Below are 26679 nucleotides of genomic sequence, written 5' to 3'. Positions count from 1 at the left end.
GTTTTACAAAGAGTTCAAAAGATGTTGTATAATAGCCTCATTGTACGGAGGCGTAACCATAGAGTAATGATCACTTTCTATCCACATCAACTCGATCTCATGCAAATATTCCTGCCACCCCCAAAAGTTATTTTTTTGGGGTTTAGAATTCTTGGAAAGATAAAGTACTGTGGGGATAGAGTATTTCTTTTTCTCCGGAGAATAACAAATTTGGCGTTGAACCTTGTATACTTGGGTAAAGTTTTCTAGGTATGCATGATAGTCGCCTTTAGGTAGCAATCCAGACACAACAAGGCACTGCTGTAGCTTTTCAATTTTTTTTGCGAAAGATACGTTTTGCAGCTGTTCTTTATGCAGTACAATGCTGCGGTTGTAGACTTTTGCGAATAGCTGTGCCACTTCATCAAATATTTGCTCTTCACTCACTTGTTTTGAGAGATTTATTGTTGGAGTTGTGTCAATGATAATGAGTTTGTGTATTTTTTCTCCTTCCACATGGAGTTGTCGCGCTACTTCAAAGGCAATCTTACCACCAAAAGAATGTCCCACGATGATATAGGGTCCTTGAGGCTGAATTTTTTTTACTTGCGCTATGTAAAACCGCGCGATTTCTTCTAACGTATCAAAATCACTTATCCCTTGAAGTGCATAACAAGGACGCGTTTTTGCCATACTCTGTAAAAAATGATGTAGATATAAGGCACTGCCCCCAATACATGGAAAACAAAACATCGGTGTTTTATTTTCATCACTTTGAAAAGGAATTACTACGGAATTGTACTGGTGATCGCCGTGTATTTTCGCCGCAATTTGTTCAATTGTCGGGTTGCTGAGTAAAAAAGGAATCGATAATTCTGTTTGAAACAGCCTATTGATGGCGTTAGCAAGTTGCGCCGTTAGCAGTGAATGTCCAATACTTTTTTCATATATAGGTTTTACTTCTATAAGCTTAGCTATTTCGGCAATTGTCGGCGATTTAAATATCTGTCCCACGGAAATTTCGGCACCAAGTCGCTCACGAATTTTGTTGGTCATCACCATCGCCAACAATGAGTAACCACCAAGTTCAAAAAAATTATCATAGATTCCAATATACTGGTGCTGGAGAATTTGCTCCCAGATATCGACAAGTGCACGCTGTGTGTCATTTTGCGGAGGTGTATGTGCATCTTCGTTTATCGCAGAAACATTTGGAAGGGGCAAAGCTTTACGATCGATTTTACTATTTGTAGTTAAAGGAAATTTTTGTAACACAACAAAAAATGTCGGTATCATATAATCCGGCAAATATTGTTGCAACCATGTACGCATTTCCTGACTACTGAGTTCTTTTTGTTTGGTAATGATGTAAGCACACAAACTTTGATTTGAACTATTTTCTAAATGGGTAACCACAGCCTGTTGTACGTTTTCATGCCGCGTCAAAACAGTTTCTATTTCTTCTAATTCCACGCGAAAGCCACGAATTTTGACTTGATGATCTATCCGCCCTACGTATTCGATATTACCATCGGGTAGCCACTGGGCAAGATCTCCAGTTTTGTACATTCTTGCACCACTTACATAAGGATTGGGGACAAATTTTTCTGCGGTGAAAGGCGTATTATTGACATAGCCATGAGCTAAACCAATACCTGAAATGTATATTTCGCCGACTACTCCGATGGCAACAGGCGAAAGGTTTTTGTCGAGTATATAGGTTTGAAAGTTATCCTTGCTTTTACCAATAGGAACTGTTTTGGTATCGAGTTCTCGGCTTATTTCGTAAAAATGGCTATCCACGCAGCATTCTGTCGGCCCGTAACCGTTAAAGAGTACTGCCGAGGGTATGCTGTTTTGTACAGATTCAACGAGTTGCCACTTAAGAGCCTCCGATCCAAAGATAATAAAATGTAAACTTTGGTAGTTTTTTGCGTCTAGTGACTCTAATAGTGCTTGAAAATAACTGGGCGTTACCTCTAAAACCGAAATCTGATGGTCGTAGATATACTCACCTAGAAGTTTTTCGTCATGAATGGTGGTGTCATTCGCGATATGTAATGTGTGACCAAAAACTAAGTTACTAAATATTTGTCGCATGGAGACGTCAAAACAAAAAGACGTAATCAGTAATTCTTGGTGATGATTATTTCGATAAAGATGCCTGTAGTACCAAACTGTATTCACTAGTGATTGATGACTGACAGCGACCCCTTTGGGTTGTCCAGTCGTTCCCGAGGTAAAAATAATATACGCCACTTGTTGCGGGTGAATGGATATTTGCAAAGTAGACGTTTCTGCTGATTGTTTATCGCTAATGACAATTGTTTGTACATGTGATGGTAAAAGATTGATATGATCTTCATCGGTAATCACAGTTGTAATATTTGCAGATTCAACCATTTGAAGTATTCTGGTACTTGGGTAATGAGGATCGATAGGAACATAAATTCCTCCCGCTTTGAAAATAGCGAACATCGCTACGATTATATCAGGGGATCTTTGTAGTAAAACGCCGACTGCCTTGTCAATATTTTTAGTCTGTAGACAACGTGCTAGACTACTCGCGCGATTATCTAACATCTGATATGTCAAGCGTTCGTTTCCAAAAATAACCGCCATCGAATTTGGTGTTCTTGCTACCTGTTCCTCAAACAGTTGTAATAACGATTTCTGAGAAGGGTATACGGCATGTGTTTGGTTAAATTTATGAAGAATACTTACTTGCATTTTTTGTGGGACTACCTCGTTTTTAGCGTCGTATTGTGCTCCTAATATTTGATTTTCATCGCCGATAGGTGATGAAATGCACTGTTGAGGATTGTCAACGATGTTGTGAAGTAACTGTACAAAACTTTGCGCCATATTTGCGATGGTAGTTGGAAAAAATAGGTCTGTCGCGTAAGTAAAAAAACTTTTTAAGCTATCTCCTACGACAGAGATGTCTAGAGCTAAGTCGGCATACGACGTTTTTAAATCTGCATATTGTACATTGACTTCTAGAGTATGGATATTGCTTGGTATTGTCGGAAAATTTTCAAAAACAAACATGAGTTGCGTCAAAGGCGAATGCATTGTATGACGCTTAGCTTGGGTGACTTTTATTATATCTTGGAAAGCACACATATTCTCTCGTGCCTCAAGTGAAGTTTGTTGTATCTGCGACGCAAGCTGTATAAAGCTCGATTCTTTGGATAACTTTATACGTAAAGGTTGTGTTTGGATCATCATCGCAATTAAATTTTGAGTGGCGGGCAAATCTCTTTCCGAAAAGGGAACAGCGATCACAATATCACTGATCTTTGCGTAACGAACAATGAGCACGCTATATGCCGTTAAAAGTAATGAAAAAAGTGTGCAATGACTTTTTTCTGCGAGATTTTGTAAACGTTGATAGAGATCTTTGTCAATGTTTATCGGGTACTGAGCACCTGTACCACTGGGGATTTGGGGACGTGGTTTGTCTGTAGGAAACATTGAGTTATCATCATAATCATCCAGTTTTTGTTGCCAATAGGCACATTGTTTTTCATAAGTTTTTCCTCTTTGCCAGTAAGAATAATCGGCATGTTGTATGGGTAAATCAGGTAGTTTTATTCCTTGTTTTTGTTGTAAGGAAGCATAAATTTCGTTGAGTTCGTTGAGAAAAACTCCTTCCGACCAACCATCAAATACAATGTGATGAAATGTAATGTTGAGTAAAAAATCTTGCGGTGAAAAACATAAGAGTTTGGCGTGTACAAGTAAATCTTCTGCGAGATTAAAGAGTTTTTGCCCACTACTAAGCAAAAACTGCTCTGTTTTTTCTTGTTGCTCTGCAACAGATAAATTTTGTAAATCTACTACTTCCAACTCCAATTGTCTTACACTGTGAATTTTTTGAAATGGAACATGATTTTCATCGCAACTGATGTTCGTGCGTAGAGTTTCATGTCGCGCAATGATCACATTTAAACTTTTTTGCAAGGTCGCAATATCTAATGAACCGTATAAACGCAAGTTCAAAGGCCTATTGTAGGCGGGAGAGTTGGTAATATAGTGTAAGTACCACATACTTTCTTGGCTAAAAGACAATGGTATTTGCAAGTTCCGAGAAACGGGTAATGGTGAATCAGGTGTACTTTGTTGCGACTGTCCAGCAACAGCGGCAAGCTGACGGATCGTTGGATAACGAAACAGATGTGAAACGGGCAAGTCAATTTCATGTTGTAAGTTAATTAAGTTAATCACCTGCATTCCAGATAGAGAATCTCCTCCTAAGACAAAAAAGTTGTCATCAATACTAATGTTATTGACATGGAGGATTTGCGTCCAAATATCGCAAAAGCTTTTTTCGACACTACTCGTCGCGGCTTTGTAGTCAACTTTTAGCAAATCCCCTAACTGCTTTCCAAGCTGAACCCTTTGCATTTTTCCAGTCGGGCCAAGAGGAATTTTGTTTGTAAACACGACTTTACTTGGTACTTTAAAAGCCGCGAGTTGTTCAAAAGCAAAGTCACGTATTTGTTGTTCTGTTATTTGGACATCTGGTTTTAGAATAATCGCGGCGGCAACATCTTGCCCCAAAGTATTGTGTGGTATCGCAAAAGTAACTGCTTGGCGAACACCAGGATATTGGAGTAGCACTTCATCTACTTCTCGTGGCGAAATTTTTTCTCCACCGCGATTAATAATTTCCTTAATTCTTCCTTTGATATATAGATATTTATCTTTATCAAAATAGCCGGTATCTCCTGTACGGAACCAACCATTGCAAAATGCGCTTTCATTCGCTTGCGGATTATTTTCATAGCCAAGAGTGACACTTGTTCCTTTGATCACAATCTCCCCTTCTGTCTCTGCTGGTTGTAAATTTCCTACGCTGTCCATAATGGCCACTTGCGGACCTGCTGCTTGTCCAACAGAGCCTGGTTTACGCTTTTGCGGTGGCAGAGGGTTACTTGTCATTTGGTGCGATGCCTCCGTCATACCATATGACTCGATAACTGGCACAGAAAATATCTTTTCTAAATTTGTAATGATGTTTGGGGCAAGGGAAGAAGACGAGGAACGAATTAGACGTAAACGACTTTGGTCAATAATTTCTTGATGGTCTTGTGCAATAGCTAGGATTGCTTGGTGCATTGTTGGAACCGCTGAATACCAAGTGGGGTCACATTTTTCTAACCATGAAAAAAATAAATCACTTTGAAAACCTTGGCTACAAACAATACTGGCTCCTGAATACATGGAAGACAAAAGAACGCCCATTAGACCATGAATATGAAACAAAGGCATGACATTTAGACAACGATCTCTTGGCTGTAAATGGAGAGTTTTGCTAATATTTGCCGCGGAAGTACATATATTGCGGTGAGTAAGAGGTACCATCTTCGGACGTGATGTTGTTCCTGATGTATGTAAAACCAAGGCAACATCTTGTGGATGTGCAAACTCATGATGTGTATTTTCTTGTACCTGGCCTCCCTCCAACCTAAATAAACCCGGTTTCTGCTCGTCTGCAACTAATTGCCAGACAGGAATGTTAAGTCTTTTCGCGACATTTTTTGCCGGAACATTTTCCTTTCCTGCGATAATAAGCGCCTTCGCATCTAAGTCTGTAAGATAGAATTCATATTCGCTTTCTGTGTAGGAGGGGTTTAAAGGAGCACTAGTTGCACAACAACAAACCGCTAAGAAACAGCTCGCCATGCATGGACCATTATCAAGAACAATGGCGACGCGATTGTTGCGTTTAATGCCCCATGATTGCAGCTGTCTTACATTACTTTGGATATTATGTAGCAATTGATGATTACAAATGCTATTTGCTTTTTGATCCAATAAAGCCATAGCGTTGGGTTCTTGCTTTGCTCTGCTGGAGATGATGGCGTACACTGTATCTGTGGATTGCATCGCAATACACTTCTGCGGCTGGGAAATCACGTCTTGTAACAATTCAATAAAATCACCAGCTATTTTTTGAATGGTACTTTGGCGGAAAAGACCACTTTTGTAATAGAAAACCAAATCTCCTTGCGATTTTATCGAGAGAGTTAAATCAAATTTAGATGTAGTTTTTTGTTTCGCGATGTTAGAAACCGTAATTCCCTTGAGGGGTACTTTCGTTGTAGAGTAAAATCTGGTAACCATTACTTGAAATATGGGGTTGCGACTCATGTCACGCGGTGGATTAATTGTCTTAACCAGTTGTGAGAACCCAAACTCTTCGCGTGTAATCGCCTGCGCGAAATTATTGGTCACTTCTTTTAGACATTGTGTAAAAGAGAGATTCATGTCCAATTTTGTGCGTAGAACTAAGGTATTTGCAAAAAAACCAACCGTATTTTCACAATCATGTTGCAAACGATTTGCCACAGGAAAACCAACGACGATGTCTTTTTGCGCACTGTAGCGACTTAAAAACATTTTGAAAGCGGTTAATAACACAATAAAAACCGTTGTGTCATTTTTCAGGGCGATATTCTTCAGTGTTTCCTGTAAAACTTTATCTATCGTAACGGTGTATTCTCCTCCGGCAAAGTCTTGCTGCGATGGACGTGGAAAATCTGTCGGTAGGGCCAGAGGTGTTGGTAAATTTTGCAACTGCTTTTTCCAATAACTTTTGTGTTCCTCCCAATTGTACTGCTCACGTTGCCAAATACAAAAATCACCATAACTTACACCAATAGATGGCAAAGAACAATCTTCGGAGTTTATGTAAGAGTTATACAATGCGACCAACTCTTTCCATATGATGTTTTGCGACCAACCATCGCTGATAATATGGTGTATGACAATAGAGAGTATATGGCAACGTCGTTCTATTCTAAACAATCGTAGGCTTACCAATGGATATTCGGTTAGGTTAAACTTAGTTTTCTGGTGTTGGGATATTTTATGTTGTTTTTCGACATCGCTATACATAGATATGTCTTCCACCACAAGCTTTAGCGAACTTTCATGTACTCTTTGCCATACTTGCCCATTACTTTCTGGTTCAATATATGTTCTCAGGGCTAGGTGTCTCATACTCAATTTGGCAACGGCTTTCTGCAAATATTTTGTATTTAAATCTCCTTGTAGTTGTTTACAAGTGGTTATGTTATAAAACGTGCTTTGTGGATCGAGCAAGTAGAAAAACCACAGTTGCTCTTGTGAAAACGATAGCGGATATTTTTCAATGTTTTTTGTACGGTTATGAGAAGCAGTTTGTGTCTTACTATTTTTGATATACTCTGCTAACTGCTGTATCGTTGGCTTTTCAAAAATAATCTGTAGAGACATCTTTAAAGAAAAAACTTTACGAGTACGGTTAATTAATTTAATCGCAAGAATGGAATGACCACCTAGCTCAAAAAAATTATCTGTAATTCCAATAGGTTTTGTTTTTAAAGTTTCTTGCCAAATAGTAACAAGTTCTGCCTCTATACTGTTACGAGGAGCTAGATACCCACTCTGCGTCTTTTTTTCTATGTAATTTGACGCTGCGCTCCTCTGGGGAGTAGCTTGTAGTACAGATATTCTTTGCTGTGGATTTTGTACTATATCGTTAAGTAACATGGTAAATGAGTGTGCCCAAGAACCAACTGTTTCCGCAGAAAATAAATCACGATTGTAAACGAAGGTGCATTTCAATTCATTTGTCTGTTTTACATTGAGAGTTAAATCAAACCGCGCGTTGACTATTTTACGTTGATAATTTTCTATGCGTAGGTGCTCCCAATCACAATCAATTTCCATTGTGTAGTTATCCAGCATATTCATTGCGATTTGAAAAATAGCATGACGGCTCAAATCGCGAGGTGGATTGATTTCTTTCACTAAATGCTCAAAAGGATAATCCTGGTGAGCGTAAGCTTGTCGACATTGGTTCTTTACTTGGTGTAACACTTCAAGGAATGAATTTTGGTCTTCGATATAATTACGTATTGCCAAAGTATTGACAAAAAAGCCTATGTTATTTTGTAGTTCACCGTGGTGGCGATTACTAATTGGTACGCCAATGGTAAGATCTTTTTGCCCGCTGTAGCGCCGTAGTAGGATATTAAACGCTGTAAGCATAACAAAAAATAACGTACAGTTCTCGCGTTGTGAGAGATCCAGTAAACTTTGACACAGCGTCTTTTCAATGATAAACGTATGTGTTGCTCCGCGAAAACTCTGGCGTGAGGGACGTGGATAATCCGTGGGAAGATCTATGGGATGCGGCAGCGTCGCAAATTGTTCCAACCAATACTCTTTTTGCACTGTCATATCTTGCTGCTGTTGCCACGCACAAAAGTCCCCATACTGTAATTTTAATTTGGGTAGTTGCACTTGTTGTTGTTGCAATAAAGAGTTGTAAATTTTTGTTAACTCGCCCCACAAAACTTGCTGCGACCAATGATCGCTAATGATGTGGTGTATAACGATGCACAAGATATGATGTTGTTCATTTACCTTGGCAACGGTAAAACGCACCAAGGGAAATTCCGTCAGAGTAAAAAGGTGTTGACGTTCTTTTGCAATGAACGACTTTACTTGCTGGGGCTGGCGTGTAAAATCATGTACAAATACATCTATATCACTATCGCATATTTTTTGCCATGCCCCCCCCTCATCATCTTCATAGATATAGGTGCGTAAAGTTTCATGTCTATTCACCAAGACACCAATAGCTTGTCGTAAGTAGGGAAGCTGTAAATCGCCATAGATATTTTTTACTAGCGACATGTTGTAAAGATGACTGTCCACCAATAAGTTTTGTACAAACCACAAACGACTCTGTGCGAAGGATAAGGGGTAAAGCTGTTGATTTAACGCAACAAGGGGTTTTTGTATTTGCTCCTTTTGCACTAAAGCTTGCACAAATTGTCGTAGAGCGGGAAATTCAAAAATAAGGCGTAGAGAAGCCTCTACGTGTAAAATATCCCTAACCATACCAATCATACGCATGGCGAGTAACGAGTGCCCTCCAAGAGCAAAAAAATCGTCATCAATTCCCACAACAGTCGTCGACAGTACTTCTTGCCAAATTGCACTAACTTTTTTCTCGTACGGAGTCCGCGGCACAATTTTTTGTGGCGATGGCCGCAAATCAATAGCTGGTAACTGACGACGATTGACTTTACCGCTAGCGGTGAGTGGAATGGATTTTATGGGGATAAACAACTTGGGAACCATAATCCGCGGAAGCAAACTCTGCACGTAACTAGGTAATTCAGTAATAATTTCTTCGGCGCAAACGACGTAAGCAACCAATAGCGATTTATTTTGTTGCGCAACAACGACGCAATCGCGAACGTGTGGGTGACGTAAAATCACATTCTTGATTTCATCTGGTTCTATGCGCATACCCAGGATTTTTATTTGTTCATCCATGCGCCCTAAAAATTCCAACGAGCCATCGGCATGATATCGCCCACGATCTCCGGTTCGATATAGCAAATCATTTTCATCTTTGGTAAACGGATTGGTAAAAAAGCGTTCGTGAGGATTATTCACATAACCAAGTGTGCGAAAAGGAGTGCGAATCACTATCTCTCCTGGTTCTCCTAATGCACACAGAGACTCATTCTTCATAATGAAAACCTGCGTTTGCGGCAAAGGTTTTCCCAATAGTTGTATGCCGCGTTTGGCAGGCTGAGGCACAATATGATAGCACTTTGCCAATGTAGTTTCTGTTGGTCCATATAAATTAATGATTTGTGCGTTGGGAAAGATTTTGCAACATTTTTCAACCAAGTGATCGTGGAGCGCTTCTCCGGCCATAAAAAGCAGACGCACTTTTGGCAACGGAGACTCCACTTTTTCCAGCCAAAATTCCATTAATGAGGGAACACTGTGCACAATAGTGATTTGTTCGCGTTTTGCCCATGTAAGAACTTCTTCCCACTGCGGAGGAATACACAAGGTTGCTCCGGCACTTAGAGTAACGAATATCTCACGCAACACCACATCGAAAGAAATATTGGTTACATGCGCCACTCTGTCTTGCGCAGAGATAGAAAATGTTTCGCGTTGCCAGCGAATAAAATGCGCAAGCCCCTTGTGGTTGCCCAATACCGCTTTAGGTGTTCCCGTCGAACCAGAAGTAAAGAAGATATAACACGGATAGTTTAACCCCTCATTTGTCGCTTCTAACTCTTGGCTAGTGACTTCGGATTCATAGCCTGTAAGTTCTTCTATTTCCTCATCGCAGCAGTGATAAATACCACAATTTTTATCGATAAAATATACGTCTACGTTGCGTGCAAATTCCAACTTATCGCGACATGTTGTCAATAATATACCAGCATCGCTTGTTGTCAACATAACCTCTTTGCGATTTTGCGGTAAGTTTTCATCAATGAGCACAAAAACTTTCTCGCTTAACATACAACCAACGATCGCAGCGATTAAGGAAAAGTTCTTTTCACCATAAATCGCCACATATTTCGCGGAGTGTGATCTTAAAAAATTGGCTACTTTTTGCGAAGCTAACTGCAATTCACTATAGTCCCAATGTTTTCCTTCACGCGAAAGCGCTACCGAATTTGGAGTCTTTTGTACCCACTCGCATATGGCTTGCGGAAGAAATTTTTGAGGCGGTTCTATTATTTCTCCGCAAATTTGCTGTTGATAAGTTGTGTCTTTCGCAGTAAGAATACTCAAATCAGTAATAACTTGTTGTGAGTTATCGACAATGCTTTTGAGTAACTGTATAAATTGTTCCAGCATTTGTTGCATAGTTTGTGCCGTAAATAATTCACTGTTGTAGCGTAAACTAAACTGCAAATTTTGCGTCGGCTTTAACTTTACATAAAGAGTTAGATCAAACTTGGTCGAGGCAACTTCTTTCGCATATGTACTGGACTCAACGCCTAAAAAACACTCTTTGTTTCCACTCATATCCATCATATTTATCATCACTTGAAAAATAGGATTGCGGTTTAGATCCCGCATGGGATTGAGATCTTTCACTAATTTTTCAAATGGGTAATCCTGGTGTATATATGCTTCCAAGCAAGTTTTTTTTACATTTTTCAGTAACGCGTCGAAAGTAGAGTTTTCTTCGATATTTATACGCAATGCTAGAGTATTTATGAACAACCCTATGTTGTTTTCTAGGGAATGACGATTTGTAATAGCTGAACCAACGGTAATGTCATTTTGTCCACTATAACGATGTAAAAGTATATGGAAAGCGCTGAGTAAAACCATAAACATCGTACAATCACTTTTCTGAGCTAGCCTTTGCAATTTCTGCTTTAGATCTTTATCTACCGTAACAGAACACTGCGCGCCTAGGTATTGATTATTTTGTTGCCGCGGATAATCGGTAACTAAATCTAAAAATGGCGGTTCCTGCAAAAACTTTTGCAGCCAATATTCGCGCTGTTTTACTAAATTTTGTTGTTGTTGCCACACACAATAGTCTCCATATTGTAAAGACAATGGTGTCAGGCGCGCAGATCTTTTTTGTAGTAACGCATTGTACAACTCAACTAGTTCCCGCCACAAAATTTGCACGGAAGTTTGGTCACCAATGATATGATGAAGAACGATACACAAAACATAACTCTTGTTTTGCGTTTTGATCAATTTAAAACGCACTAACGGAAACTCGGTAAGCGTAAAAGGTGCTTGAGTGGTAACATTCACCTCTTGTGAAACTCGTTGAGCGCGGTGTTTGTCATGTGAAACATCAATAATGGTTATGGGAATATGATCTTTTTTTACTTTTTGACATACCTCATAATTCGTTTCCTGACAAAAATAGGTCCGTAATATTGATTGACGTTGCACAAGTTGCGCAAAGGCTTTCTTTAAACATTCGGCGTCTATCTCTCCCTCTAATTTGCGCACAAAAGAAATGTGATAAAAAGGCGACTGTGGCTGTAACAAATACAAAAACCATAAGCGCTGTTGCGTGAATGAGAGAGGATACGATTCGAGATTCAAACGGACCATCTTTTGCGATTTGATTTCATTATCTTCAATGTATTTGGCCAGATCTCCAATTGTGGTTTGTTCAAAAATATTTTGTAGCGCGACATCTATATGCAAGGCACTCTTTATTTTTCTTACCATGCGCATTGCCAATAACGAATGTCCTCCTAGAGCAAAAAAGTCATCGTCTATACTGATTTCGTCGACCTGCAAAAGTTTTTGCCATATATCATACAACTGCTCTTCTATCTTGTTACGCGGTAGAATTAATGGTGTATTTTTTGTTGAATGTATCTCGGGAAGCGCAGCGCGATTTAATTTACCACTGGCGGTGAGCGGAACGGTTTCTATCGCAACGAATATTTTTGGGACCATTACTTCTGGCAACTTTTTTCGCGTATATTCTTTGAATTCTTTTTCACAAAAACGGTCGCATGATGTCACAACATAAGCGACCAAGTACGGCTGTGGTGTTTTTGTATGAACCACAACAGCACAGTTTTGTATTTGTGGATGTTGTATGAGAACATTTTTTACCTCATTTGGCTCGATGCGCACACCAAGTATTTTTACTTGATCGTCGATGCGCCCCAAAAATTGTAAAAGACCTTGCGCGTTATAACGACCTCTATCTCCTGTGCGATAAAGTAAATCTTTGTCATCATCGCGTTGCGGATTTACCACAAATCTATCGCGGTTTTGTTCCTCGTTTAAATAACCTAGAGTACGAAAAGGGGTACGCAATACTATTTCTCCTGGTTCCCCAAAAGCACACAAGTGATTATCTCTCATAATAAGAGCTTGTGTTTGCGGTAAAGGTTTTCCCAATGGTTGTACTCCGGGAGTGACATGCGGCGGAATTTCGTAGTAGCATTTGACAAACGTGGTTTCCGTCGGACCGTAGAGATTAATTATTTTTGTTTTAGGAAAAGACGTACGGCATTGGTCGACCAAGGTATCAAGTAAAGCCTCGCCAGAGATAAACAAACAACGTATCCATTCTGCGCAAGATGAGGAACCTGATATCCAGTGTTGTAAAAGTGAGGGAACACTATGAAATATGGTTATTTTTTGTTGTTGTAGCCACTGGACAATTTTTTCTGACTCTATCATTTCTTTCGTTGGTAAAACGAGAGTAGCGCCACTAGTTAATGCTAAAAATATTTCACGTAAAATCGCATCGAAAGAAAGTGCGATGAGACAACTCACATTGTCTTCACAATTTACAGAAAAAGTCTCTCTTTGCCAGTTAATAAAATGAGCCAAACCTTTATGACTACCAAGGATTGCCTTAGGAATTCCCGTTGACCCGGAAGTAAAAAAGATATAACAAGGTTGGTTGGCATTATGAATTTCGTTGATTGTCGATGTTTGGCTGTGAGAAACCCATTCTCTATGTGTAGATTTAATTGTTGAACATTCACTATCTACAAAGTAAGTATCTATTTCTTTAGCAAAAGATAAACTTTGCTGCGGTGTCGAGACAACAAGTAGCGCATCTAATTCGCTCGTTTTCACCAACAATTCCTTGCGATTTTCCGGTAAGTTTTCGTCGATGAGCACAAATACTTTGCCACTCAACATACACCCAATGATAGATGCGACCAAAGTGGCGTTTTTCGTACCGTATATTCCCACACGCTGACCTTTTACTTCTATTAGGAATTTAGCCATATTCTGCGCAGCGTTTTGTAATTGCTGATAACTCCATTGTATTTTATTGTAAGAAATAGCAATGGACTGTGGTTTTTTTTCGCACCATTCCTCGATCCAGTCTGTCACCAATTTTTGTGGTGGTTCCTCTATTGCGACATTTAGGTCAGGTAAGCTCTCTTTATCATATTTTGTCAACATGTTAAGTTGTGAAATACGCAGGAATGGATTCGCCACCAGACTTTTGAGTAATTCGCAAAACTGTTGCGCCATTTGCGCAATTGTCTGTGGGTGAAAAAGGTCGGTGTCGTAACGAAAATTGAATTGTAGTCCATTGCTTTTTTTCACATATAGAGTCAAATCAAACTTCGTCGCAGTCGCTTTTAGTGGATAATTGGTCGCCTGTACATTTTTGAGATTTCCATCAGGTTCGTCGTCCACCATATTGAGCATTACTTGAAAAATCGGATTGCGACTTGTATCGCGTACCGGGTTGAGGTCTTCGACAAGCTTTTCAAACGGATATTCTTGATGCGCGTATGCTTGTAGACATGCTTCTTTCATGCGTAGCGCAAGTTGTATAAAGTCTGGATCTCCACCAACATCACAACGTAGCGCCAGAGTACTGATAAAAAAGCCAATGTGGTTTTCGAGTTGTGGGTAGTAACGGCTTGCGGTCGGAACACCAACTACGATATCGTCCTCTCCGCTGTAGCGTTGTAGTAAAATATTGAATGCGGCTAAAAGAACAATAAATAAAGTGCATTCGTGACCTTGTGCACATTGTTGTAGTTGTTGCGACAACTGTTCGTCAAGTGATACTTGATAATCGGCCCCATAAAATTTTTGTACTGCTGGACGTGGGTAGTCGGTGGGTAATGGCAAAAATGTTTTTGCGTCTTTGAAAATGCATTGCCAATACTCGCGCAGTGAATTCCATCGGCGACTCTCTTGTAATTCTCTCTGCCAAACACAAAAATCGCCATATTGTATTTCTAAATCTGGTAACACCATATCTCTTTTTTGTACAAGGCAATCGTAAACCTCTTTAACTTCGCGCCACAATATTTGCAGTGATTGATGATCACAAATAATATGGTGTACGACAACACATAAAATATGGTGCTGCGAGTTTACGCGGATAATTTTGAAACGCGCGAGGTGCGGTTCTGTTAGCACAAATGTTCTATCGGTCACAGCGACAGCTTCTTCGTGAATACGTTGCTCTACTTGCAACTCATTTTCTAGATCGACAATGGCGATTTGTGGCAGATTCTCGACTATTTTTTGCTGTACGTCACCATCTACACTTTCCTGTATAAAACTGCGTAGTATTGAATGTCGCAAAATCACTTTCTGCAAAGCCTGTTTTAATTGATCTACACACAGCATGCCATTTAGTGACTTAATCATCGGTATATTGTAAAACGAAGAATGCGGCTGTAGTCTATGCAAAAACCATAGACGTCTTTGTGTAAATGACAACGGGTAGAGTTGTTTGTTTTGCGCAACTATATACATCGCTTTTGCTTGGCGGTGTATAACATTCGCTAATTTAGCAATCGTCGGGTGGGCAAAAATGCTTTGCAACGACAAATCTATTTGCCAGTGCTGTTGTATTTTGACCGCCATTTTCATCACAGATAGAGAATTTCCACCTAGGGAGAAAAAGTTATCGTGAACACCCATTTTTTTTGTACTTAGTACTTCTTGCCAGATTTCGACAAGTTTTTCCTCCGTGCTATTGCACGCAGCGACATAGCTTTTTGCAAATGAAAAATCATCCGGTAATGGTAGGAGTTTGCGATTGATTTTGCCATTTTTGTTTAGCGGTAATTCATCCAGCGCGATAAATTGTGCGGGGATCATATACCATGGTAGTTTATCTTCGAGCCATATTCGCAAAGTTGCCAGTTCGATGTTCTGCGTTCCGCTAGCAACGACATACGCGAGTAAATGCTTGTCGTTTTCTTCGTCATCGACACAGACAACGACACACGCACAAATGTGTTCGTGTTGTAATAATGCCGCTTCTATCTCACCTAATTCAATGCGAAAACCGCGCAATTTCACTTGATGGTCAATACGGCCCATATATTCAATGTCGCCATTTTCTCTGTAACGAGCAAGGTCTCCCGTTTTATACATACGTGCTCCCGGTTCTTTGCTAAACGGGTTTGGCAACATTTTTGCCGCGGTCCACCTTGACTTATTTATATAACCCCGCGCAAGACCATCTCCTGCAGCGTATAACTCACCAACACATCCTTGAGGAACAATGTTGAGAAAGCGATCGAGAATGTATACCTGGGTATTGGCAATCGGTTTACCAATAGCAATGCCCGATAAATCTGCCCCCTCAAGGCAATCGCCAATGGCATAATAGGTAGTAAATGTGGTATTTTCTGTCGGCCCGTAGCCGTTCATCAATTGTGTACAAGGTAATTCTTGCACGGCCTTTTTTATATGCCGTGGAGAAAGAGCTTCACCTCCGACGATAAGTTGCTTAACATTTTGCAATGCTTGGGGAAACGTATCGATGACCGCATTGAATAGAGCCGCTGTTAACCATAAGGTATTGATCGTGTATTTTTGTAGATCTTCGCCAATTTCCAGTAAATCGTCACCAGATACACAGCATGTTCCTCCACAAAGTAATGCACCCCAAATTTCAAATGTCGCTGCGTCAAATGCTGGTGATGCCGCATGTAAAATGCGTGTATCTTCATCAAGCTGTACATAATTGGTATTATCCACCAAACGCACAACATTGCGATGCGTAACCCCTATACCTTTTGGTTTCCCTGTTGACCCTGAAGTATACATCGTATAGATAAGAGAATCGGGCAGTGATTGTTTGTGTGGTTTCTCACCAACATCGCCATTCATGCTCTCTTCGAGTAGATGTTCATAGTGTAATATTCTACTGTTCTTATAATAAGTGGTTTCATCGTCGCAGATAATGATTTTGCACTTGTTGTCTTCGATAATAAAATCTCGCCTTTGCTGCGGATCGCGTGTATTTATCGGTACGTAGTATCCACCGGATTTGACAACAGCGAGAAGCATCGTTAACATGTTGAGTGATTTTGACATGTGTATTGCCACAGCCATTTCGTGCGTAACGCCTTGCTGTTGTAAGTATAACGCTATTTTATCTGACAAAACTTGTAATTGCCTATACGTTAACTGCTTTGCACTATCGATGATGGCTACCTTGTGTGGTGTTTTTTGTGCCTGAACGTCAAATAACTCCCCCACAGTTTTATTTCGCGCATATTCGACTTGACTGTCGTTGAATTCTAGTAGCAGACGTTGCTTCTGCGGAATGGGTAAAACGCAAATACCACGTAGAGATTTTTGTAAATTGTTTTGCGCAAACTGCTGTAAAACATATGCAACTTGCTGTAGTAATCGCTCTATGTAAGGAGAAGAGAAGTGGTGAGCATTGTATTCCGCACAAATATGCAATTCTTTTCCACGTGATGCTATCAACGTCAACGGATAATGCGATTGCTGCCGCAACTCCCAAGAGTAGTTTTGACACCCAGGGTATAGTTCTACAACTTTTTCGGCAAATGTGTAGTTTTCAAAAACAATACTGGTATCGAAAAGCGACTGAGAATGGTTGCACCATTTTTGGATATCATCTAGCGGGGTGTGTTCGTAATCGCGTAGATCTATCCAGTAACGGTGTATTTTTTGCAAAAAATCCTGTAGCGAATTCATATCATCTACTTCGACGCCGATAGGTAAGGTGTTGATCATACATCCCACAATGTCACTACTTTTTTGCACGGCGATATGGCGGCATGCTCGCGTAGCGCCAAATGTAACCTTATTATTTCCCACGTGCCTAGACAACACTAATGCCCAGGCCGCCTGGAATAAAATATTCACGGAAATCGCATGCTGATTAGCTACATTTTGTAGTGCTTGCGTTACTCTAACATCTAAGGATATTTGTTGTTGGTGGTGTTTTTCTTGTTCAACCTGCACTGCAATCATCTTCGTAGGATAAAATTTCTGATCGGTAAAAAATGATTTCGCAGAAGAAAAGTCGTGATTTCTTAGCCAGTCACTATAACGATGATATTCGGGAAAAAAAGTGCGTCGTGGTTGTTTTTGCTGACAAAGACAATCATAGGTGTAAAGAAATTCGCTAACAATTTTACACCTTGACCGTCCATCTAAAAGTACATGCGGAAATGTCCAAATAATTTGTGATTTTTGTGGCGACAACTGTAGGAGCGTAAAACGCATCACAGATGGTTGTTCGTAGCCAAAAATTGTGCGACGGTCTTTTTGTAAAAATAATTGCTGCTGTTGTCGTTGTTCTTTGGTAGATAAGCCATACCAGTTTTTTACGGTGATATTTACGTTGCCCTGTTGGTGGACTCTGTAGTTACCCTCATGAAGATGAAAGCTAGCTCTAAAAACTTCATATCTGGCAACAATACATTCCCAAGCTTGGCGAAATTTTGCAATGTCGATAGCACTATCTACGGTGAAAATTGTTTGCTGAATATAAGTGCCTGGTTGGGATAGTGAATAAAACAGCATGCCTTTCTGCAAAGGAGAAAGGGCGTACGTTTTGTTTGGCGAAACCATTGTATATCCTTGTTATTCTTACATTTTAAACTGGCAGTGAAAACTTCGTTCTATTTTTCGACGGTGGACTCTTTTCGAGGTTCATTTTGTTCATCGTGATCGAAATACTTTTGTATAATTCTTGCTGTAGCTTCTGCAAAACGAGGGCGAGACACATCGCTGTGAACGGTTCCTTCTACTTGATAGCACTTCACGCTTGTGGCAAGTTCTTCAAAACGTTTCGCAGAGTATTTCCCTGCTTCTTTTTCAGAACGAATGTAGACAATCTCACCGCTATGAGGTTGTGGATTGTAGTTGTCTCGTATAATGCGTAAACGATTGCGCATTTCTTTTTTTAATTTTGTTTGTGGATCAGAAATTTTTAGTACGCTACGTTTGATGTTGTTTCTTGCGCGTTCAAATTTTTGCTTAATAAAACCGATATCTAGAGTAAGCACATGCCCCATCAATTCAAAAACTTTATACACATTCTTTATCTTGCGTTGCCATCTTTTGGCCTTATGTTTATTACGCGATTTGTACTTTTGCATCCCTGGAATATGGATTGTATCCATGATGAAGATAAGTCTGACTTCGTCTCCTTGTTCGCGAAGTAATTGGGCTACTTCATAGGTGACAAGTCCTCCCATACACATCCCCCCCAAATAGTATGGTCCGGTGGGTTGTATTTTTTTTATTTTGGCAACATGATACTGAGCCGTTTCATTAATAGAGGTAAGTTTATCTAACTCCTCTGTACGAATTGTATATGTGGTGACAACACCGTCGAGACATTTGCATAAATGACGATAAACAATGGGGTCCACATGAGCAACATGGAGTAAAAAAATAGGCGGTTTGTCTGTTACTTCCGTATTCATGCGAATAATAATATCACTTGTTGCCGTGGACAAATTGTTCATCGCTTCTACAAATTGTTTGATGGTAGGGTGCGTCAGTATCATAGCCAGGGGTAACTTTTCATAATCTTCTTCATCTATTCCTAGTAGTTGGCGAATCTTTACCATCAAAGTAACCGCGGATAGTGAATGCCCTCCCAAGGCAAAAAAATCATCTTCAATGCCTACTTTTTCTATCCCGAGAACTTCTTGCCATATAGAACATAGTGATTCTTCTAATGGTGAACGTGGCGCAATAAGTTCACATTCTTTTTCGTTTTTATGACAACGATCGGAAAAAACACCTTGTTGCAATTGCTTTTGTAGTATATTGCGCTGAACTTTTCCTGTGGATGTTCGCGGTATCTCTTGCGTGGAAATCGGTATAATGTGGAGAGGCGTAAAAACAAAACGTCGTTGTATTTGAAATTTGATGCGTTTTTTTACTTGTGATATGTATTCTTTATCATCTAACGCACACTCAAAAAACACAATTAATTCATCGGTATCGTCGCTTGATCTACGTAAACCACAAACAATAATATCCAAGTCTATTGCATTTTCAATATCGTTACAATTGTAGTTTTTGGCATTGATGATAATTACTTCTTTTTCTCTACCCGTAATGTAAAGAATACCGGCATCAATGAAACCTAAATCCCCTGTTCTCATCCATCCATCGTTGGTAAATAACAAGTCATTCTCTTCTTGGTAGTAACCGGCGATACACCCCTGACTCTTGACTTGAATATGTCCCGGCGTTTTTTCGTATAGTAAGGCATCATCTCCATCAACGATACGAACGGATACTGTACGCGAAGGTTTTCCCGCACGTATGAGTTTAGGAGGGTTTTGCAATTCTTTTTCGCTAAAAACCCGTGTGATGGTAATATTTCCCATTTCGGTCATTCCATAACCGGTAAGGAGGGCTTGTAATTTTAGTCCAAATGGCTGCAAAGCATGGTAAAAATCATACGCGGTACGACTATTTACCGCCTCGCCACTGATACTTAGACTGGTAACACACGATAAATCCCATTTGTATTTCGTGAGGTTTGAAGAAGAATTTAACAAATGGCGCAAGAAAAAATTTGAAGTCACGGTTGTATTTACCCGGTAGCGATGTATGCTATCGAGCCATAACTGTGGTTTTTCAAGAAGTAGATCTGTCGGTATATATAATTTTGTATGTAGATGTGGTACTGCCAAACGCATTCCCGCAATGTGATTTAGCGGATGCCAATACAAATATGATTTTTTTGTACTACGTTTATCAAGGTCCGCGAAAGGAACAATGAGAGTACGTTGGGTGTGCATTGCTAACTTTGATTCTCCTGTGGTACCGGAAGTCATCATCAGCAGTAATACGTCTTGAGGTGCGGCAGGATAAATTTCAGTACAGGGGGGCAGATTTCGCGAAGAAGATAGTGATACCACCTGCGCATTTGTTTCTCCCAATACTTGTGTTAAAATCGACTTGTTGTTGTATGTATAGATAGTTTGTTTACCTAACTTATTCCACAATTCGCGAACGACCGCCGCGTTTTTGTCATCTAGATCACGCACTGTTGGTACAGGTACAAAAGTAAACCCTCCCAACGCACACGCCCAAAAACAAGCGATAAAGGAAGATACATCTAGCGTGTCCATCAATATAATATCACCGCGTTTACGACCCACTTTTTGCAAAAAATGTATTATTCGCTGCGCCCAATCAAACAACTGCGCATACAAGAATCTTTCTTCTCCGCATGCACTAATTACAACATATTCTCCATCACAGAAAATTGTTTGTGCTTTTTGTAAGTACGCAGCAAAAGTCTCATAGTTATGCGCAATACTATTTCCCTCGACGATTGCCTGTGGAATTTCATCCATGATATTTTCTTACCTCTTTTGGCGTCTATAAATTACAAAAATAATGAGAGCAAAAATAAACATATTATTGAGAATATCGCAGGAAAAATCAACGCTTCCACGTTAAAATTATTACTCCTATCATCCTCACCACTACGGAAATATTCATTACGACCTTAATATTCTCCATATCCCCTGTTTCCAAAATCTCATTACAGAATCATTTCTGCTTGACAAAGCAAAACATTTTGTTTTCAATATAAAAACAAAATAAAAACTTCGTAGAAAAGGAGAATATATTGAAAAAGTGTAAAATCAATACCTTTGGCTTAGTTATGTGTATGTTGATATGTGCCTGTACAAATGAAGTGCATCAACAAAAACAACCATTTGCGAAGAAAGAACAAAAGCTTACACAACAGGTGGATAAATTAAAAAAACAACTACAGCAAAACACGACGCAATTTGCGAAGGAAAAACAAAAACTCACCGAACAAGTGAATCAGCTCAACAAACAACTACAAGAAAAAAATACACAATTTGCAAAGGAAAAACAAAAGCTTACCGAACAACTAGTGCAACAGCAAACGCAAAAAACAGAAAGTCGTATAAAAGAGTTAGAAAATAAAATCGAACTTTGGCGGACGAAAAGTAAAAAATTTGTTAAATTGGCTGTTAAATATCGAAAGCAGTATCAAAAATTAAAGTCGCAGTATAAACATCAAAAAAATAATACCCCACGTAACGCAAGTGTTCGTTCAAATTCTTCTCTGACAGCCGAGGACTACTCAATGCTTCGTTCAAACTCTTCTCGGTCAGAAGTAAACTTATCGCCTGTTGTACAACGAAACGTGGGCAATCAGCGGAGGGGTATTGTGAACAGGCAAAGGGAATTTTCCAAACCGCCCTATAACACCGAACGCTATGACTTTATTAATGAAAATAAATTTATTCATGTGGCGGATGATCCGCGGTCAACACTTTCTGTGGACGTAGATACCGCTTCTTACACAAACATACGCCGCTTTATCAATCAAAATCAAATGCCACCCAAAGATGCTGTGCGTATCGAAGAAATGATCAACTACTTCAATTACCATTATCTTCCTCCGCAAAACGATCAACCTTTTGCAACAGCTATCGAAGTAGGAAGATGCCTGTGGAATGAAAAACATCGCCTCGTTCGCATCGCGATCAAAGGAAAAGAAGTAAAAAACCGTCCTCCGAGCAATCTAGTATTTCTCATTGATGTCTCGGGGTCCATGTCTTCGCACAAAAAACTCCCACTACTTGTAAAATCCCTCGAATATTTGACAAACAACCTCAATCAAAACGACAAAGTCGCAATTGTTGTCTATGCTGGTGCCGCAGGACTTGTTTTGCCACCAACAATGGGAAACAACAAATACGAAATTACAAGTGCTTTGAGGTCTTTAAAAGCAGGGGGGTCGACCAATGGTGGTCAAGGCATAGAACTTGCCTACAAAATGGCCGAACAAAATTTTATCGATGGCGGCATTAATCGCGTTGTTTTGGCTACAGATGGGGACTTCAATGTTGGCATTGTTCATGGTACTCTCATACGATATGTCAAAGAAAAAGCCAAATCCAATATATATCTATCCGTTCTGGGATTCGGCCGTGGTAATTACCAAGACTCTTTTTTAGAAAAGTTGACAAACGAAGCAAATGGTAACTATTTCTACATCGATAACTTCAACGAAGCAAAAAAAGTTTTTGGAAAGCAGCTTGCAGGAACTCTAGTTACCATCGCCAAAGATGTAAAAATACAAGTAGAATTTAACCCGCAAAATGTAAGCTCTTACCGACTTATTGGCTATGAAAATCGTATATTATCTCACCAAGACTTCAACAATGATAAGAAAGATGCCGGAGATATAGGAGCAGGACACAGCTTCACAGCATTTTACGAAGTTGTTCCCAAAAATGATGCGCAACCACTTGTTGATCCTCTAAAATATCAAAAGAAAAAAACGACAAGCGTTTACACCAATGAACTCATGACAGTAAAATTAAGATACAAAGAGCCGCAAGGTACAACAAGTAAACTCATTAGCAAACCAGTAGAAAATAAGTTAGAAAAATTATCAAACAGCTTCATCTTTGCCTCGGCAGTGACCTCTTTTGGCATGCTATTACGCGACTCCAAGTACAAAGCAAAAATGACATATGACTTTGTCCTAGAACTAGCAGAGAGTAGTGATATCGACGACCAAGAAAAACGCGAATTCATACAACTTGTGAAAAAAGCAAAACAAATTTCTCGTTAGAAGACTCAAATCCAGCAAGATAAAAGCCGTTTATATTTGTAGATTGCGAACTAAATTTTCATAAAACTGGTGTTCTCCAAACCACAGAGAACACCAGTTTCATTTTAAACAAAAAATAACCAAGCGATGATTGTTGATTTCTATTCAGAAAACCATGTAACAATTGTACGCGCAAAAGGTACTTTGTCGATTACGCGATTGGTGATGGCGCGAAACATTCGACGACCATAATTTTTTTGACTCAACACCTCTTGAACTCTTTGGGAGCCTCTCACTGCTTCGTCAAGCGCTCGTTCATCGCCATCCATCGCCCGACTTATATTCTCCAAAACCGAAGTAGATTCTTCCCAACCTTCACGAGTCACATTCAACATCGAAGCTGTTACTTCACCTGGAATGTCAAGAATAGCGGCAATAGGACTGTTGCTGATACCAGGGATTTGTCCAATGGTATCACGAAGACCATCCATCATCACTTCCGCATCGCGATCTTTGGCTCCTTTTGCCAGAGCGGTAACTCCATGAGTCACGGTAAGAAATTGCGTAACACCGTCGCTATCCCCTAAGAAATCTTGGGACTGTAAATTTTTAAAATCATCGTAGAGAGTTTTGCCGTACTTGGTCATGTTCGCAAGGTAACGCGCGTCGTCTACGTCTAGTTCGCCGTTTGCTGCCATTTGCGTGAAGTGTGCGGCACGCTGGTAGATTTTATTTGCTAGTCTACGCAAACCTTGATCGCGTAGAGCGTTGTCAGTTGCTTTTGCAATGGTGTCAAGCAACGTCGGCAACTCTGGATCTTCTATAAAGTCACGTCTCTCCTTAAGGTAATACAGCAAATCTCGTAGCTGACTTTGTTTTCTAGGTGCAAGAGACGCAAATCGTGGATCATTGACAATTTTTTCAATCGCCTCTTCGATATTCAAAATCTGCTGTGGGTCTTGTGTCATTCGAAAACCAAAAGGAACACGTAAAGTTTTCGTTACATTGCTTATACCAAAAGGAATAAACCGTGGAAATGGCGTTTCGCGAAAGTTTTGTAAAAAAGGTGCGCGTGTACGTCGATGATAAACGCGAAAGTAAACGACCTCTAGCACATAATAGTGGCTGTGACGATCATACAAACGCATTTCGTATATCCCTGGTTGCTGCGGAGCCGTAAACTCTAATTGTTTTTTATTGCGTATGTGGGAGCTGGTTATACGACGTTCGCTTATTTTTCCGCCACCTTGTACACGAGAAGAACTACGAAACATCCCCACCCAAGGGTCTCCATAGTAGCGATTTTTAGGCAGGTTTATATTTACGATCATCTTCTTTCCCGCCATATAACTGCGGGGATTCACGGTAATGGCTCCACGTGTCGCGGGAACAACCGTTTCAAACGCAACACTATCGAGTAAATAATGATACGAGTCTCGGTCGTATACGCGAAAAATGTATTTACCTGGATGTGCAGGTGCGTTAAACGTCACAGTTTGCTGGCGCTTGGTATAGTGGTAATTGATGCGTTGATGCGTATCGGCCTCGGCGCCGCCCTCCACAGCTTTTTTGGTGTTAAACATCCCCACCCATGCTCTGCCGTAGTAACGCCCTCCCGGTAAATTTACCTTCACCGAAATTTTCTCACCAATAATATATTTCTTCTTCGCGACTTGCAATGCGCCACGTACCGGTGGAACCTTGGTCTCAAAAGCCACACTATCGAGTAAATAATGATACGAGTCTCGGTCGTATACGCGAAAAATATATTTACCTGGGTATGCCGGAGCGTCAAACGTAAGCGTTTGTTGACTCTTGGTATAATGATAACTGATACGTTGATGTGTATCGGCCCCTGCACCACCGTCTACCGTCTTTTTGGTATTGAACATCCCCACCCATGCTCTACCATAGTAACGTCCTTCTGGCAAATTTACCTTTACCGAAATTTTTTCACCGATTGTGTACGTCTTCTTCGCGATTTGCAATGCGCCACGCACTGGTGGAACTTCGGTTTCGAACGCCACACTATCTAACAAGTAGCGATACGAATCACGATCATATACGCGAAAAATGTATTTACCAGGATACGCTGGAGCATCAAACGTGACAGTCTGCTGACGTTTGGTATAATGATAAGTGATGCGCTGATGCGTATCGGCCTCGGCGCCACCATCTACCGTTTTTTTGGTATTAAACATCCCCACCCATGCTCTGCCATAGTAACGTCCTTCTGGCAAATTTACCTTTACCGAAATTTTTTCACCGATTGTGTACGTCTTCTTCGCGATTTGTAATGCTCCCCTTACAGGAGGAACCTCGGTTTCGAACGCCACACTATCTAACAAGTAACGATATGAATCACGATCATAGATACGAAAAATGTATTTACCAGGATGCGAAGGCGCATCAAAAGTTAAAGTTTGCTCGCGTTTGGTGTAATGATAAGTGATGCGCTGATGCGTATCGGCCTCGGCGCCACCATCTACCGTTTTTTTGGTATTAAACATCCCCACCCATGCTCTGCCATAGTAACGTCCTTGTGGCAAATTTACCTTTACTGAAATTTTTTCACCTATCGTGTACTTGTTCTTCGCGATTTGCAATGCACCACGTACTGGTGGAACAATTGTTTTGAATGTAACGCTATCCAATAAGTAATAGCGTTCCGTACGGTCATAAATTTTCAACTGATACGTTCCTGGATCTGCCGGAGCGTGAAACTCCAACATTTTTTTGCGTTTTGTATACTGGTAATGAATGCGCTCTTCGGCAATAGAAACGCCGCTAGATAACCGCTGCCCCTTGTGAAACATACCAACCCATGGATTCCCATAATAACGCCCTTGCGGCAAATTTACTTTGACATACAATTTTTCTCCGACAACATAAGTGCGTTTTCCGATAGACAAGGCTTTGACAGATGTTACCACGGTACGAAACATAACTTTACGCAATAACATCTTGTTTGCCACCAACAACAAAAAGTATTTTCCCACGAGATTCGGTGCGGTTATGGTGAGCACCTGTTTGCCTTTTTTGACGCCAACATCACTTATTTTTTGGTTCCTGTGTACATCATAGATCATCACCTTAGCGGAAGGAAATTCAGATATATCAGGAGTAACGACATGCACCGTCATTTTCTCTCCCACTAAAAAAGTCGTTTTTGTCGTTCGAAGAGAAACTTGCGCCGATAATAAACCGTAACAACACCACATAAATATACAAAATTTTATAAAACGCATAACAGACCTCCTGTTTTATGTTAATAGCGTTAAGTTATTTCACCACCGAATGATAATGTTGCAAAATATATGCCGCATAATGCCCGTGATCGTCACCGTGACCCGTGATCGTCACCGTGACCGTGCCCTCAATGCCATTGACTTAAGAAGTAAGTGTTATTCAATGAAAGACTTACGAATCCATGTCATTCCCGCGAAAGCGGGAAACCAGCAATATAAATTTGACTTGAAAGCGTCTGGTTCCCTGATCAAGTCAGGGATGACACGAGGCGTAAGTCTTTCATTATAAGT

Annotated in this window: 5 protein-coding genes; 2 read left to right on the top strand and 3 right to left on the bottom strand. The window is 40.2% G+C overall.

The annotated features are described in order from the left end of the window. Positions 1 to 3: 3 nt before the first annotated feature. Positions 4 to 18135 (bottom strand): non-ribosomal peptide synthetase, encoded by an 18132-nt coding sequence (locus UABAM_RS20845; RefSeq protein WP_151969932.1) that lies wholly within the window; start codon positions 18133 to 18135, stop codon positions 4 to 6. Between the two features lie 50 nt (positions 18136 to 18185). Then, the gene (locus UABAM_RS20840) at positions 18186 to 20891 is read right to left on the bottom strand and encodes a non-ribosomal peptide synthetase (protein WP_151969931.1); all 2706 of its coding nucleotides are present in this window, start codon (positions 20889 to 20891) and stop codon (positions 18186 to 18188) included. Between the two features lie 278 nt (positions 20892 to 21169). Here UABAM_RS20840 and UABAM_RS20835 point away from each other — a divergent pair, with 278 nt between their 5' ends. Then, positions 21170 to 23161: a YfbK domain-containing protein gene (locus UABAM_RS20835; RefSeq protein ID WP_151969930.1), complete on the top strand. Its 1992-nt coding sequence runs from the start codon at positions 21170 to 21172 to the stop codon at positions 23159 to 23161. A gap of 140 nt (positions 23162 to 23301) precedes the next feature. Here the strand turns inward: UABAM_RS20835 and UABAM_RS20830 are convergent, their stop codons facing one another. Next, positions 23302 to 26388, bottom strand: a complete 3087-nt coding sequence (locus UABAM_RS20830) for a hypothetical protein (RefSeq protein WP_151969929.1) — start codon at positions 26386 to 26388, stop codon at positions 23302 to 23304. A gap of 163 nt (positions 26389 to 26551) precedes the next feature. Here UABAM_RS20830 and UABAM_RS34010 point away from each other — a divergent pair, with 163 nt between their 5' ends. After that, positions 26552 to 26677, top strand: a complete 126-nt coding sequence (locus UABAM_RS34010) for a hypothetical protein (protein WP_261343898.1) — start codon at positions 26552 to 26554, stop codon at positions 26675 to 26677. Positions 26678 to 26679 lie beyond the last annotated feature (2 nt).

It is taken from the genome of Candidatus Uabimicrobium amorphum (assembly GCF_009002475.1).
Taxonomy (GTDB): Bacteria; Planctomycetota; Uabimicrobiia; order Uabimicrobiales; family Uabimicrobiaceae; genus Uabimicrobium; species Uabimicrobium amorphum.
Note: the sequence above shows the minus strand (reverse complement) of the source record. Positions and strands in the feature narration are given on the sequence as shown.